This window comes from Bacillus sp. LM 4-2, from assembly GCF_000978495.1.
GTDB lineage: Bacteria > Bacillota > Bacilli > Bacillales > Bacillaceae > Bacillus > Bacillus subtilis.
Genome location: NZ_CP011101.1, coordinates 2,939,404 through 2,953,819 on the forward strand (window position 1 = coordinate 2,939,404; position 14,416 = coordinate 2,953,819).

At 45.2% G+C, this 14,416-nt stretch carries 12 protein-coding genes; 2 read left to right on the forward strand and 10 right to left on the reverse strand.

The genetic code is table 11. The features are described 5' to 3' along the window. The first annotated feature begins 40 nt into the window (after window positions 1-40). A complete protein-coding gene (locus tag bslm_RS14620) occupies window positions 41-2,359 on the forward strand; it encodes a helix-turn-helix domain-containing protein (protein WP_009968004.1) in 2,319 nt (772 codons plus the stop codon). Window positions 2,360-2,399: 40 nt separating this feature from the next. On the opposite strand, the gene bslm_RS14625 is transcribed toward bslm_RS14620, so the two are convergent. The 10 genes from bslm_RS14625 to bslm_RS14670 form a co-directional block, all read right to left on the reverse strand. Beyond that, window positions 2,400-3,896 carry an extracellular solute-binding protein gene (locus bslm_RS14625; RefSeq protein ID WP_046381271.1) on the reverse strand — a complete coding sequence of 499 codons (1,497 nt, stop codon included), beginning with the start codon at window positions 3,894-3,896 and terminating at the stop codon, window positions 2,400-2,402. 24 nt (window positions 3,897-3,920) lie between these two features. Beyond that, the gene (locus bslm_RS14630) at window positions 3,921-4,781 is read right to left on the reverse strand and encodes a carbohydrate ABC transporter permease (protein WP_080481041.1); all 861 of its coding nucleotides are present in this window, start codon (window positions 4,779-4,781) and stop codon (window positions 3,921-3,923) included. A gap of 205 nt (window positions 4,782-4,986) precedes the next feature. Continuing rightward, the gene (locus bslm_RS14635; protein ID WP_046381273.1) at window positions 4,987-5,748 is read right to left on the reverse strand and encodes an NAD-dependent epimerase/dehydratase family protein; all 762 of its coding nucleotides are present in this window, start codon (window positions 5,746-5,748) and stop codon (window positions 4,987-4,989) included. A 76-nt stretch (window positions 5,749-5,824) separates the two neighbouring features. Then, window positions 5,825-7,012 (reverse strand): biotin biosynthesis cytochrome P450, encoded by a 1,188-nt coding sequence (gene bioI, locus bslm_RS14640; RefSeq protein ID WP_080481040.1) that lies wholly within the window; start codon window positions 7,010-7,012, stop codon window positions 5,825-5,827. Window positions 7,013-7,080: 68 nt separating this feature from the next. Continuing rightward, the gene (gene bioB / locus bslm_RS14645; RefSeq protein ID WP_046381275.1) at window positions 7,081-8,088 is read right to left on the reverse strand and encodes a biotin synthase BioB; all 1,008 of its coding nucleotides are present in this window, start codon (window positions 8,086-8,088) and stop codon (window positions 7,081-7,083) included. 2 nt (window positions 8,089-8,090) lie between these two features. Next, the gene (gene bioD, locus bslm_RS14650) at window positions 8,091-8,786 is read right to left on the reverse strand and encodes a dethiobiotin synthase (RefSeq protein WP_046381276.1); all 696 of its coding nucleotides are present in this window, start codon (window positions 8,784-8,786) and stop codon (window positions 8,091-8,093) included. After that, window positions 8,783-9,952: an 8-amino-7-oxononanoate synthase gene (bioF, locus tag bslm_RS14655; protein WP_029318274.1), complete on the reverse strand. Its 1,170-nt coding sequence runs from the start codon at window positions 9,950-9,952 to the stop codon at window positions 8,783-8,785. Before bioF ends, bioD begins: the two co-directional genes overlap by 4 nt. Then, window positions 9,942-11,288, reverse strand: coding sequence for an adenosylmethionine--8-amino-7-oxononanoate transaminase (gene bioA, locus bslm_RS14660; RefSeq protein ID WP_046381277.1), 1,347 nt, complete (start codon window positions 11,286-11,288; stop codon window positions 9,942-9,944). The genes bioF and bioA overlap by 11 nt, the downstream gene beginning before the upstream one ends. After that, window positions 11,278-12,054, reverse strand: a complete 777-nt coding sequence (gene bioW / locus bslm_RS14665) for a 6-carboxyhexanoate--CoA ligase (RefSeq protein ID WP_046381278.1) — start codon at window positions 12,052-12,054, stop codon at window positions 11,278-11,280. Before bioW ends, bioA begins: the two co-directional genes overlap by 11 nt. 209 nt (window positions 12,055-12,263) lie before the next feature. Next, window positions 12,264-13,163 carry a dienelactone hydrolase family protein gene (locus bslm_RS14670; RefSeq protein ID WP_038427848.1) on the reverse strand — a complete coding sequence of 300 codons (900 nt, stop codon included), beginning with the start codon at window positions 13,161-13,163 and terminating at the stop codon, window positions 12,264-12,266. 218 nt (window positions 13,164-13,381) lie between these two features. Here bslm_RS14670 and bslm_RS14675 point away from each other — a divergent pair, with 218 nt between their 5' ends. Then, window positions 13,382-14,416 carry a LacI family DNA-binding transcriptional regulator gene (locus bslm_RS14675; RefSeq protein WP_038427849.1) on the forward strand — a complete coding sequence of 345 codons (1,035 nt, stop codon included), beginning with the start codon at window positions 13,382-13,384 and terminating at the stop codon, window positions 14,414-14,416.

A 14,416-nucleotide genomic window follows, 5' to 3' on the forward strand; every position in this document is an offset into this window, starting at 1 on the left:
CTTTGGATTAATTGTATTAAGGTGAAGTGGATGTTATGAAATGGGGGGTTTTATGAAAAGAAGCCAATACAAGTTTTACTACAAACTGATCACGTTTTTCTGCCTGCTCAGCACCATTCCGGTTATTTTGGTCGGATTATTTTCGTACGAGCACTCTCAGAAAACGGCTATTTCCAACGTTTCGGAGGAAAAATTCGACACACTCCAGCAGACCCAGCAAAGCATCGAGCATATATTGAAAACCGTCGATCACTCTTTAACCCACTATGTGAGTTCGCCGCCTCTCCTTCGCACATTGTCCGAGCCTTTGCACTCAGACCAATTTCAAATCTATAACCAAGTGAACCAAGAGCTCAATTATCTGCAAAGCTTTGATACCGATCTGTCCAACATGACGTTAGTCAGTTATACGAAAAAATGGTACATGAACAATTCCGGTTTGTACCGTTTGAATACAGACACTCTTCATGAAGCAGCCTCAGCGTACACGAAACAAAAAGCGAGCCGCTCCTATTGGACGCTTGAGGAAAACAATCATTTGATTTCAACCAAAGAAGGCACAGCAGAAAACTGCCGCTACAATATCAATTTAATTAAGCAGCTTCCTTTGAACAGCACAAATACAAAGGGATTGGCCGCCGCAAGCATCCCGAGCTGTTCGCTTGTCAAAAATATGCCCGGCTATTCAAACGCCAACAACCTGTTTATCATCGATGAAAAAGGCCTCATCATCCTTCATAACAATATGTCTGACGTTGGTGAATCTCTTCATAACGACGGCTTTGTCCAAAAAGTGCTGGCGCAAACGGCCAATAGCGGACAGTTTGAAACAGTGATTGACCGGATTCATTATAAAGTCACCTATCAAAAATCTGACTATAATGCATGGACTTATTTTTCTCTCGTTTCCCTGCCTGAGTTAAAAAAAGAAGCCAAATCAATCGGCTGGATCACTTTTGCAGTATGCCTCATTTTGTTAACGCTTTCATTGCTGTTCTCTTGGCTTGGCTCCCGCCATTTTTACAAGCCGATCAGGGTGCTTTACGAATCATTCGCAAGACATGGAGCCATACAAGAGAAACAACAGCCTCCTCAAAATGAATTTGAGTTAATTGAACAGAGCTTTAAGCAGCTGAAGGACAGAAATGACGACCTTGAAGAAACGATGAAGCAGCAGGCCACTCATCTGCAGCAATATTTTATGGTCAGGCTTATGCTTGGAAAACTGACGGATGAGGAGGTTGATAACCGTTTTGAAAGCCTCGGCTTAAAGCAAAATTGGCGGCACCTTGCCCTGCTTGTGCTCCAAATTGACACACTGAATCATACGCCTTATGAGAAAAAAGATATGGATCTGCTTTTGTTTGCCGTCAACAGCCTGATTGAGCGCAACATCCCGACGGACAAACATCTTGCCCCCGCCGTAGTTGACAAACAGCAGGCGACGATTTTGATCAATCAAAGCGGGACAAAGGAAGAATTCATGGCTGAGCTGAATGAGACTGCAAGGATGATTCAGGAAAAAGCGGAAGCTGAGCTGCAGCTGTCTGTCAGCATCGGCATCAGCCAGCCGTTTGATGTGCTGACAAAAGCGAAAACAGCCTATGCGGAAGGCTCAGAAGCGTTGAAATATCGGCTGAAAGCGGAAAACAAGTCGATCATCTTTTACGAAGACCTTGACCAGAAAAAAACCTTCAAAACCCATTTTCCAAAGCAGCTTCAGCATGAGCTGTTCGATGCTGTCAAAGCAGGAGACAAGGAGAAAGCGGATAAATGCCTGCACGCGATTTTGCAAGCCATTTTCACCCAGAACACCAACCCGTATCAATTTCAAATCGCCATCGCCCGTTTTTTGAACCATGTGATTGAGCTGATGCATGTGCTCGGGATCGAATTGTTTGAGCTTGAAGAAAACAAAATGCTGTATGACCAAATTTTTGAGCTGAAAACGTTCGAGGATACCGAAAACTGGCTAAAGAATGAGTTTATTGATCCGATGACAGACAAAGTGAACGCCCGCGCGGATGCCCAGTACAAAAATATTTCCGACAACATCATTCATATCATCCATCATGAGTTTGAATCCGAATTGACACTGGACGAAATCGCGCGCAGGCTGCATTACAACCCAAATTATTTAAGCAGCATTTTCAAAAAAGAAATGGGAATTTCATTCAGCGAGTATGTCTCAAGCTACCGACACCATATGGCAAAAAGCTGGCTTGCCGAAACAGACATGGCGGTCAAGGACATTGCCGAAAAGCTGAAATATAAAAACTCGCAAAATTTTATCAGATCATTTAAGAAGCTGGAGGGGATTACACCGGGAAACTACCGCCAGCAAAAAAGAAGCATGTAAAAAACCCAAAACCGCTTGCGCGTTTTGGGTTTTTCCAACATTATTTTGCTTGTTTAAACGCTTCTTCGTATTCCTGAATAATTTGTTTTCCTCCGCTTGACTCCCATTTTTCCACTTCTTTATCGAACTGGCTTTCTGTGATGTCTCCAATCATATATTTGTAGGTCGCGTCATCAATGATTTTCTTCAGTTCATCACCCCGTTCCGACTCCGATGCGGAATACAGGCTTTCAGCCGGGTTTGAGACGATAATCTTTTCATTGTCCTCGGTCAGCTCCTCGTACGCCGTCCGAAGCGGATCTCCAGTGTTTTTTAAGTAGGCTTTATCAATGGCAATTAAAGCGGACAGCGGCTGAATATCAGTCTGCCAGTCTTTTACCTGGCTTTCTTTGCGTGTAAACGTTTTGTCCTCACCTTTGTTGTAATGAACGCCGTCAATGCCATAAGTCATCAGGCTATAGACATCTTCTTCGGCAATTCGGTCAAAAAACGCCAAGATCCGTTTAAGCTCAGCTTCCGTTTTCACACTCGTTTTCGGGAAAGCAAACACGCCGTTATGGCCTCCTGATGCCCATACCCGCTCTTTCCCATCTGGGCCTTTTATGCGGTTGATGATCTCGAGCTTCATCGATTTATCAGAGGCATGGTCGCGCAGATTGACCGCATCTACCATATTGCCAATATAAATTCCGGCTTTTCCTTGAGAAAACAGCTCCTGCTGCTGGGTTTTGCTTGTGACGGGAAAATCCTTATTCATATACCCGTTATCACGCAGCTTTTTCATATAGTTCATCGTGTCTTTGTATTCCTGTGTCATGAAATCAGGCGTGAATTTGCCGCCCGATTCCTTCCAATCTGTCGGCATGCCTTCATACGAGCCAATCGTTTTAAACGCGCCGTAAATCAAGTCATTACGGTCTGCCAGCCCGATCGTATTATCTTCCCCATCCTTGTCCGGGTCGTCCTCCGTAAATGCTTTGGCCACTTCATAAAGCTCATCCAACGTTTTCGGGGTTTTCAAATTTAAATTGTCCAGCCAGTCCTTCCGAATGACGATCCCCTGTCTGGAAAGCGGGCGCTCTCTGTATATCCCGTAGAGCTTGCCGTCAATTGTCACATTTTTATTAATGAGTTTGTTCATTTTGTTTAAGTTGGGATAATCCTTGATATAATCGCCGATTTCCCAAAACATTCCTGACCGAAAGGCATTCATGACTGACGAATTTTTAATATCCTGGATGGTCACGATTTGCGGAAGATTCCCGGCTGCAAGCGCTGCATTCAGCCTGTCTTCTTTCACCGCGTCTGGAACCCAGGTGATGTCGAGTTCTGTATTTGTCAGCTTTTCAATTTCTTTAATCGCCCTGTCTTTCGGCGGCTGCTGATGATACAAAATCGCCATCCAAGACAGCTTTACCTTTGAATCTGGGCCAGCTTTGCCTTCAGCCGAAGACTGATCAGTTCCTTTACAGCCCGCCAGCACTCCGCCGAGTGCCAGTACAAGCACAATCAAAAGCACCCTCCATTTGTTTCCCATCGTACCCCTCCGTTTCATATTTCTTTATCCTTTGACAGATCCCAGCAAAGCTCCTTTTGCAAAATGCTTTTGTATAAACGGATAGACAAGCAGAACCGGGATGGTCGCCACCACTATGACCGCCATTTTAATGGTTTGCTCAGGCGGCGGGCTGCCCGACCCCATTTCAGACATATCCCCCTGCATACCGCTTGATACAATGACGATTTGGCGCAGAAGCACCTGAATCGGCCATTTTGCTGAATCATTTAAGTACAAGATCGCTGTCATATACGTGTTCCAATACGTGACCGCATAAAATAGTGAAATCGTTGCGATCGCAGGAAGAGACAGCGGCAGCACAATTTTAAAGAATATGCCCAGATCATTGCACCCGTCAATTTTCGCGGACTCTTCCAGGCTAGACGGGATATTTTGAAAGAAGTTTTTCAGAATAATCAGGTTAAAGGCATTAATGGCTGTCGGCAAAATAAGCGCCCAGTAAGAATCGAGCAATCCAAGCGATTTGACCACAAGGAAAGTCGGAATCATGCCGCCGCTAAACAGCATCGTAAATACGACGAGAAACATGAGCGGCTGCCGGCCGATTAAATCACGGCGGGATAACCCGTAAGCCATCAGTGAAGAAAGAAACATGCTGACCGCAGTGCCTATCACTGTCACAAACACAGAAACAAGCAAACTCTTATAAATAATATCTGTTGAAAAAATGTAGCGATAAGCATCTAGCGAAAAAGTGGTCGGTATTAAAATAAATTTTTTCGACACGACTTCTTCTACTGTGGCAAAGGATGCTGCGATGACATGAATGAACGGAAGTACGCATATTAAAGCGAACATCAGCAAGAAACTATAAATCAACATATCAAACAGACGGTTTTTCAGTGAATGTGCGATAGCTCCCACCTCTCTTTGTAAGCGTTATCATATTTTGAAAACCGAGCTCAGCATGTGACGATATCGTGTCTAAAATGTAGCAAATCTGTGATTGCCATGTCTATAATCATTTGAACAGAGTCCCCGGCCGGGCGGGGGCTGCCGCGAATTGAGACCGATAACAAAAGAAAAAGAGCATAATCTTAGAAAATGATTATGCTCCATTCTCCTCCCCGTTCAGAAGTTCGGCCGTATTGATTTGTGGCGAAAACCCAAGTTCATTCACGGCAGATTCAATGGACCATGGCCGGCCCGGATTATCAGAGACGGCGTAATAAGTGCCGTACCGGATGTTGGTCTCAATGGCGGCTTTGAAAATCGACAGCAGATCGGGGTGAGAAAGCAGTGTCTTTTTCGTCCGTTCTTTTTCATGCAGCGTATCCATTTCATCTGTCACGACTGTTCCGATTCGAAGGTTGATTACTGATAGCTTATTTTCCAAACAAAACAAATGGCCGATCTGTTCAGAGGTCAGCTTTAATACACCGTACAAGTTTTTTGACAGCGGATAATCGCTTGTTGTGATTTCCCGTCCTAAGAGCGAGCGCCCGTCTTTTTCATATACATCTGTGACATGATTGCTGCTGGCGAACACGAGCTTTTGAATGCCGAGCTCCGCTGCCGCACGGCACAGATAATAGCTTGCCCTATAGAAAACATCCGTCATTTTTTCAAACTCAGCGATGTCCATAATATCGTATTTGATTTTAACAGCGAGTAAATTCAAGATGGCATCGGTATCTTTTGGAATCTTCTTCAACAGCTCCTCATAATTTGCCGCGTCAGCCTGAATAAAAGAGGCTTTGCCATCGAAATGATCTTTATCAAGCACTGTCACTTCATAGTCTGAAATAAGCCCTTCAGCAAGCAGTCTCCCAATCACACCATTTCCGCCGGCGATCAGCACTTTTTTCACGATGTTCACTCCCCTTTTTTATAGATTGCCCATTTTCGGCGGGGCTGACACTTTTTTGGCAATCACATTCTTAGGCTTATTCAAAGGTCACCGGCAGCTCCTCAAGCGCCCGAAATCCAAAAAGCGGCCGATACCGCCATTCAAAATCCGCGAGCTTAAGGCTGGGCATTCGCTGCAGAAGAGTGTTAATCGCAATTTGCGCTTCTAATCGCGCCAGCGAGGACCCTAAACAAACATGATAGCCATGCCCGAATGAAAGGTGCGGATTAGGACTTCTCGTAATATCGAAGACATCGGGGTTCGTGAATATGCTAGGGTCTCGATTAGCCGCTCCTAACAAAAGATAGACTTGCTCTCCTTGACGGATCGTCACCCCGCAGATGTCAATATCCTCTGACGCAACTCTGGCTGTCATTTGCGTGGGGCTTTCATAGCGTAAACATTCCTCGACTGCGGTACCAATAAGATCTGGATTTTCTCTCAGTTTCAAAATCTGTTCTGGATGCTGCAGCAGACAAAGGACTGAATTGCTGATGAGATTGACCGTTGTCTCATGTCCGGCGATCGCCAGCAATATGCACGTAGATGCCGCCTCCTCTTCCGTCAGCTTATCCTTTTCTCTCCCCTTCAAGAGCATGCTGATCATATCCTGTTGAGGGTGGCGTTTTCGCTTTTGAATCAGCTCTTTGAAATATGCCATAGCCTGCACAGCCATATGATTGCCCTCTGTTAATGCCTTTCTTGACCGGGTAAAATCAATCGTTTGAATGAGACTCGCAGCCCACTCCTTTAATTGCTCCCTATCTTCCTCCGGTACACCTATAATGTTAGCTATGACAAAGCTTGCTAAAGGAAAAGCAAAGTCCGAAATGACCTCCATCTTTTTTTCACCTTGCACTTGATCAAGCAATTGATGGACAGTTTCAATGATATACGGCTGATAACTCTCTGTCGTTCTCGGCGTAAACGCTCCGCTGGCAAGCGTCCGCAATCGTCTATGATCAGGCTGGTTCTGAAACAGCATCATTTGATTTTGCACATGTGAAAGGTCCTGATATTTGGTTGAGCTCTCAGGCAGCGGGGTGCGGACTTTGAATCTCGCATCTTTCAAAATAGCAGCCGTTTCTTCATATCCTGTGACATACCAGCCCGGGTATTTTAAGAAACTCCCTTTATAGATAGGATGAACAGCTCGCAATGTGTCGTAAAAAGAATATGGGTTTTTCAAAAACTCAGAAGATGCAGTTGACGATGCAATTGTCACGTGATTTTCTCCTTTCTGTTCAAAAATAAAAGCAATCGACATCATACCGATTGCTTTTATTGATTCTTTCAGCTTTTCGCACTTAAACTGGCCTTCATTTCTTCGACTGATTCAACTTCAAAGCCTAAATCACTCAGCATTTTATGATCCTCCGTCTCCTCTTGCCCGGCAGTTGTTAAGTAGTCTCCGACAAAAATGGAGTTTGCGGCGTAAAGCCCTAATGGCTGCAATGAGCGGAGATTGACCTCTCTTCCTCCGGAAATGCGAATTTCTTTTGATGGATTGATAAAACGGAACAGCGCCAGCACTTTTAAACAATACAGCGGGTTTAATTCGTTGACGCCTTCTAACGGCGTGCCATCAATTGCATGCAAAAAATTCACCGGAATGGAATCCGCGTCAAGAGCCTTCAAGCTTTTGGCGATGTCAATGACATCCTGTTTCGTCTCCTTCATCCCGATAATGGCGCCTGAACACGGAGACAGCCCCGATTCTTTTGCGATTTCAACCGTATTGACTCTGTCATCGTATGTATGTGAGGTCGTGATGTTTGAATGGTTTCTCTGTGACGTATTCAAATTATGATTATAGCGGTCTACTCCGGCATTTTTGAGCCGCTTCGCCTGCTCTGGTTTCAACAGTCCGAGACACGCACAAACTTTCAGTCCATACGTCTCTTTAATTTCCTGAACCGCATCTACGACCTGATCCACTTCTCTGTTAGACGGCCCTCTGCCGCTTGCCACGATACAATATGTGCCGATATTCAAATCGTGCGCCCGCTTCGCGCCTTCAAGCAGTGTTTCCTTATTCACCATCCGGTAAGACTCAATCGGCGCTTTCGAAATCGCAGACTGTGAACAATAGCCGCAGTTTTCCGGGCAGAGCCCGGATTTCGCATTCATAATCATATTGAGCTTTACTTTTTTTCCATAAAAGTGTTTTCTGATATGAAAAGCTCCATGCATTAATAGCAAAATATCTTCATCAGGACAATGTAATATTGAAAGCGCCTCTTCGTCAGTCACTTCTGCTCCAGCCAGCACCCGGTCTGCGAGTTCCATCCATTGATTCATTCTCATACCCCCACTTGATTCATCAGTAATGATAGATTGATATGGTCTTTTACCATATGTAGAACCGTTTCTTTCGTCACGTTGGCAAGCTTTGGCGTAACCCCTAAAATCGGCACACCGCATAAGCGCTCAATCATCTCAGGATTGGTTTTTTCATCTTCATCAGGAGAGTCACTGATTCCATTGATGATAATTCCGGCGATTGGAAGCCCCATGTTTTCAGCATATTTGACAGTTAAAAAGGTATGATTAATGGTTCCAAGGCGAGGACGCGCCACAATAATCATGGGAAGCTGCAACGCTTTTATGACATGACTGACCAAATAGTCCTCTCCCAATGGCACAGAAATACCGCCTGCACCTTCTACGATGAAGCATTCATGTTTTTCTCTAATCCGCCCCCAACGGCTTAAAACCTCTTCCATGGTGACAGTCTTTCCCTCAAGTTTCCCTGCAACGTATGGTGCAAGCGGCGCCTTGAAGGCAAAAGGCGTAATGTCTTCATGGGAGAGACTGGTCTGCGACATGTCTTTCAGCAGACTAGTATCACTATCTGGATGATGACGCGATATCCCGCTTAAAAATGGTTTATACACACCGACATCTCTATTATGTTCTTTCAATAAGCCAGCAAGACCGCTGGATATAACCGTTTTCCCTACTTCTGTATCAGTTCCCGTCACAAAAAAACCCCTCAAATGATATGCAGCTCCTTTCCGATTGAATGAAATGTTTGCAGCAAATGATCAATATCACCCATACTGTGGTCAGACGTGATTGTAATTCGAATACGGCTTTCACCCGGCGCAACGGTCGGCGGCCGAATGGCAGGAGCATAAATTCCCTTGCCCTGCAGTTTTTCAGCAAATATGACCGTTTTATGGGCATCGCCAATGACGACAGGAATAATCGGCGTGTGATCTCCTTTCACGACATAACCCATATTCTTCAAACTGGTTCTGATCATGCTGATATAAGAAAATAAAAGCTGTCGTTTTTCCCTGCTGGCTTCAATGATGTTGAAAGCCTTATGAGCAGCCGCACAGCTGGCTGGCGGAATAGCGGTTTGAAAGATAAATGTTCTGGCATGGTTCAGCAAAAAGTCGATGAAGACCGCTGATCCTGCCGCAAAACCTCCTTCCGCACCAACAGCCTTGCTTAAGGTGCCGATCACAATGTCAGGACAAACACCAAAGTACTCACTCGTTCCTCGTCCCGAATTACCCAAAACTCCTGTTGCATGGGCGTCATCAACGACCACGAAGGCATGATAGCGTTGCGCAAGTGAGATGATCTGATCAAGAGGGGCGATTGTGCCATCCATGCTGAATACCCCGTCTGTTACGATAAAACGGCGCTGATAACGCTGTGTTTCATTCAGCTTGTTTTCAAGATCATTCATATCAATATGCCGATAAACAACTGTATCAGCCTTAGAAAGTCGGCAGCCGTCGATAATACTTGCATGATTGAGCTGGTCACTTAAAATGACATCTTCCTTTTCTGGCAAGGATGAAAGGACACCGACATTGGCCAAGTAACCGCTCGAAAACAGCAGGGCCGCTTCTGTCCGCTTAAAGCTGGCAATCTTCTTTTCTAGCTTTTCATGCCAGACCGAATTGCCTGTCGTTAAACGTGAACCGCTGCTTCCTGTCCCAAATTGCTGCAATGCTGTTTGGGCTGCATCGATCAAACGTCTATCGCTTGCGAGCCCTAAATAATTGTTTGAGGACCAGACCGTTTGATTTTCGCCATCAATGTTCCTCTCTGGAACCGGTGCCCCATTCATTGACCGCAGATTACGGTGTACGCCGGCTTCCTTTACTATGTCTAACCGCTCGTTTAACCAGGAATCAATCTTCAAGGCTCGTAACCTCGTGGATCGCTTGTTTCATAATGGCAACCATTTCCGAGAGCTCTTCAGCTGTGCTGGCAAGAGGAGGAAGAAATGCAATCACGTCCCCAAGCGGCCTTGTCAGCATTCCTAACTCTCTCATTTTTAAGGAAACTTTGTATCCAATCCGCCGATCAGCCGGGTAAGGTTCTTTAGTTTCCTTTGATCGTACAAGCTCTGCACCGCACATAAAGCCAAGCTGCCGAATATCCCCAACATGAGGAAGAGCGTGCAGATCTTGAAGAAGAAAATGGAGCTTTTTACTTTTTTCCGCTACTTGTTCCACAATGTTTTCAGATTCAAATAATGCCAGATTTTCAAGCGCAACCGCACAGCCAAGCTGATTGCCTGTATAGGAATGGCCATGGAAAAAGGTTTTTAGGTTTTCATAATCATCATAGAATGCCTTATAGATGTCTTCAGTGGCAAACGTAACGGCAATTGGCAAATAGCCTCCTGTAATGCCTTTACCGGCAGCCATCAGATCAGGCTGGACATTCTCGTGCTCGCACGCAAACATTTTTCCTGTACGGCCAAAGCCTGTAGCGACTTCATCAACGATCATTAAGACATCGTATGTTGTACATAGCTCGCGCACCCCTGCCAAATATCCTTCCGGCATCACGATCATACCGGACGCGCCTTGTACTATTGATTCAATGGAAAGCGCGGCAATTTCCTCGTGATGTTCCTTAAGCAGCTGTTCAAGCTCTCGGAGGCACTGATCACGGCACTCATCAGGATCACCGCTTTCAGAGCGATACACATAAGGAATCGGAGCCTTGTAACTCTCGAACATCAACGGGCCGTATACGTGGTGAAAAAGCTCAATTGAACCGACACTGACGGCGCCAATCGTATCACCGTGATACCCGTTTTTCATTGCGATGAATTTTTGTTTCTCGGGCTTCCCGATGTTCTTCCAATACTGAAACGCCATTTTTAGGGCTATTTCCATCGCTTCTGCGCCGCTGTCTGAATAAAAGACCCGCGTGAGCTTTTTTGGGCTGATATCGATTAATGTCTCGGCAAGCTGGGTTGCTGGAACATTGGTCATGCCCAATAACGTGGAGTGCGCAATTTTTCCGAGCTGTTTTTTTATGGCGTCATCTAGTTCTTTTTTGCGGTGTCCGTGGACATTAAGCCAAACCGATGAAAAACCGTCATAGTATTCCTTGCCGTTTATGTCTTTGACTTTGATTCCAGTCCCGCTTTCGATGATTAAGGGGTTTTCATCATAATCTTTCATTTGGGTAAATGGCAGCCAGAGGTACTTTTTACTTTTTTCTATCAAATCATGAGTCATGATCTTCCTCCCACTCTATTAAAATAGGCTGCTTCTCCAGATCATGTATGTACGTGTTTATATCAATTGATCCATCAATAAAAAAGACTCGGCAGCCCTCTTCAGTCCCGTATTCTTTCATTGCTGTAATACGCTGATAGCCCATTTTCTTACCCGCAACATAGCCTGTTATGTAATCCGGATCGTCCGACCAGCATAATTCTGCAACGGCTGCCGGGTGCCAGCTTACCTTTGAAGCGAGCGCAAGGGCCTCTTTTATTCTTGAATGAGCCGGCACGTGACTGTGAAGCGCCCATTTTTCAAAATTAGCGTCCGGCCAATCCATTCTGGAGACCCGCACCCCTTTTTCTTTTGTTTGATCCATTCGCTTGCCTGTATGAATATCAAACAACACCGCACCCCTGACATCTGACCATTCAGGGATTTGTTCATATGCTTTTTCAATCACGTCTCGTGAAACGCCTTCTTTTTCCAATAACAATCGGGCAAGCTTTTGTCCTTCTTCCGGGCAGCTCACTTCATTCGTATGCACAGGCAATGGCTGAATGGTTTTTATCGATTCATGTACCTCTTCAAATTGAATTTGCATAAAATCAGGTTTTCCTCTTGAATGGGATAACCCTTTTTCTAATAAAGCATTGACTGTATGCTTCATCTCATGGAAAGGAATAAGCCGTTCTCCGCCGGATATATGCTTTCCGCCGTCTTCATGAGATCCATTCATAGAAGCCCTCATTCTGACACTATAAAAAGTTTCTTCTTGCATCATTTCTCGCCCTTTCACTGATAACTGAAGAACGTGTAGTGCTTCTCACCTCAATTGTTAACCGATTATATTCAAAGGTTAACAATTAGAATATATTATTCTCTCCTGTTTCTGTCAATAGAAGAAAGGATCGATTTATGGCAGTTGGTTAAAAGGAAACAAAAAGACCGTTTTCACACAAAACGGTCTTTTTCGATTTCTTTTTACAGTCACAGCCACTTTTGCAAAAACCGGACAGCTTCATGCCTCATAACTGCTGTTTCGAAATGTCCCGAAGCAGAACGGACCACTCGGTAGCAATCAGCAGCTCCCTGTCCAGCATAGACAGCTGTCAATTCTTTTTCGATTTTGTCCACGCCCTCGGCCGGCGTTAACCGATCGTGTACACCAACAAGACTAAGGTGCGGGCGCGGCGCGATCAGGCTTTGGATCTCCGATGCGGAAAAATGCTTTGCAAGCGATGGGACGTAATAATAAAAGCCGTGCCTGTCAAGATTCTGTGTTTTGATCAGCACGTGATGATCCACCTGGCTGCACAAATCCACACACACCTTAATCCGGTCATCGAGCGCCGCTGTCCACCACGCCAGCAAACCTCCCATAGACATGCCGATGGTTCCGATCCTGTCAGGCTGAACATCAGAGCGTGACTGCATATAGTCTAACGCACTTAAACTGTCATAAATCATCATCCCCCACATCACTTTTCCGGTGAGGAGCATTTCTTTAAATATCTCGCTTTCCGCTTTTCCCCGCCGATCTCCAAATCCCCAATGATCAATCGCAAGAACGCCGTATCCGAGTGAAGTAAGCTCATCAGAAAAAGAAGGCGTTTTCAAATAATCCGCTCCCTCAATCAGCTCACTTTTTCCCCTATCATACTGGCCCCCATGCGAATGCTGAAACAATACGGCTGGGCACGGTCCTTCTGTTTTCTTCGGCTTCACAAAATAAGCGGGCACCTTTTCATGTCCATTTAAATCGAGCAGGAGCGTTTCAACGATATTTTCTTCTCTTTCTTCAATATGTAATGTCTCAACACTGATTGGCCTCCGATCAGGCAAATCACCAAGCAATCGAAACAGTTGCTTTCTTCTTTCGGCTCTCATCCCATCACCCTTCCTTATTCGCTTACTTCACATTTACGAGACAGATTCTGGGTTCCCCTTTATTTTTCCAACATAAATCACATCATTTACTAAATATTTAGTAAATATTATGGAATATTTCGAAAACAATTATTGTAACCGCTTACTTTTATATGATAGTATCAATTTATCAAAAACAGATGAGTTAATATTTTACTAAATAGATGAGAGGGATACCCATGGTTCGTATTAAAGATATCGCCTTGAAAGCTAAAGTTTCCAGCGCAACTGTGTCCAGAATTTTAAATGAAGATGAGTCGCTTTCTGTTGCGGGCGAAACGAGACAAAGAGTCATCAACATCGCTGAAGAGCTTGGTTATCAAACCGTTGCCAAACGCCGAAAAGCCCGCGGGCAAAAACAGCGGGCCCAGCCGCTGATCGGTGTGCTGAGCTGTCTGTCCCCTGATCAGGAAAGGCAGGACCCTTATTTTTCTTCCATTCGGAAAGGGATTGAAAAGGAATGCTTTGAACAGGAAATTTTCATTACAAATTCAATTCATCTCGGCTCCTTTCAGGAACATATCTTTCGGGAATTGGATGGTGTCATTGTCATCGGCCGTGTTCATGATGAAGCGGTTAAGCATATCAGCGGAAGGCTGGAGCATGCTGTATTTATCAATCATTCACCAGATCCGCAAGCATACGATTCGATTGGAATCGATTTTGAATCGGCTTCACGCCAGGCGATTGATCACCTTTTCGACTTAGGCTACAAACGGTTAGGCTACATTGGCGGACAAGAAAAAGAGCATACGCTGAAGGACGGCCAAAGCATTCGCAGAACGATTGAAGATAAACGCCTGACCGCTTTTTTGGAGTCAGCCGCCCCCCAGCCTGAGCATGTGCTGATCGGAGAATACAGCATGCGTGAGGGCTATCGCCTGATGAAGAAAGCAATCGATCAAGGCCATCTGCCGGAAGCATTCTTTATTGCCAGCGATTCTATGGCGATCGGCGCATTAAAAGCGCTGCAGGAAGCCGGACTGCAAGTGCCGCGGGATACCGCAATCGTCAGCTTTAACGGCATTGAGGAAGCTGAATTTGCCAGCACGCCTTTAACGACGGTGAAGGTATACACAGAGGAAATGGGCCGGACAGGCGTAAAACTGCTGCTTGACCGTCTCAATGGCCGAACGCTTCCTCACCATGTCACCCTGCCTACAACATTAATCGTAAGACAAAGCTGCGGATGTACAGTAAAGGAGGTGACATAA

Excerpts from the sequence above, each read along its gene's own strand:
- bslm_RS14625 (WP_046381271.1), bottom strand. The coding sequence starts at position 3,896 with ATGGGAAACAAATGGAGGGTGCTTTTGATTGTGCTTGTACTGGCACTC.
- bioW (WP_046381278.1), bottom strand. The coding sequence starts at position 12,054 with ATGCAAGAAGAAACTTTTTATAGTGTCAGAATGAGGGCTTCTATGAAT.
- bslm_RS14670 (WP_038427848.1), bottom strand. The coding sequence starts at position 13,163 with ATGAGAGCCGAAAGAAGAAAGCAACTGTTTCGATTGCTTGGTGATTTG.
- bioB (WP_046381275.1), bottom strand. The coding sequence starts at position 8,088 with ATGAATCAATGGATGGAACTCGCAGACCGGGTGCTGGCTGGAGCAGAA.
- bslm_RS14675 (WP_038427849.1), top strand. The coding sequence starts at position 13,382 with ATGGTTCGTATTAAAGATATCGCCTTGAAAGCTAAAGTTTCCAGCGCA.
- bslm_RS14620 (WP_009968004.1), top strand. The coding sequence starts at position 41 with ATGGGGGGTTTTATGAAAAGAAGCCAATACAAGTTTTACTACAAACTG.
- bioA (WP_046381277.1), bottom strand. The coding sequence starts at position 11,288 with ATGACTCATGATTTGATAGAAAAAAGTAAAAAGTACCTCTGGCTGCCA.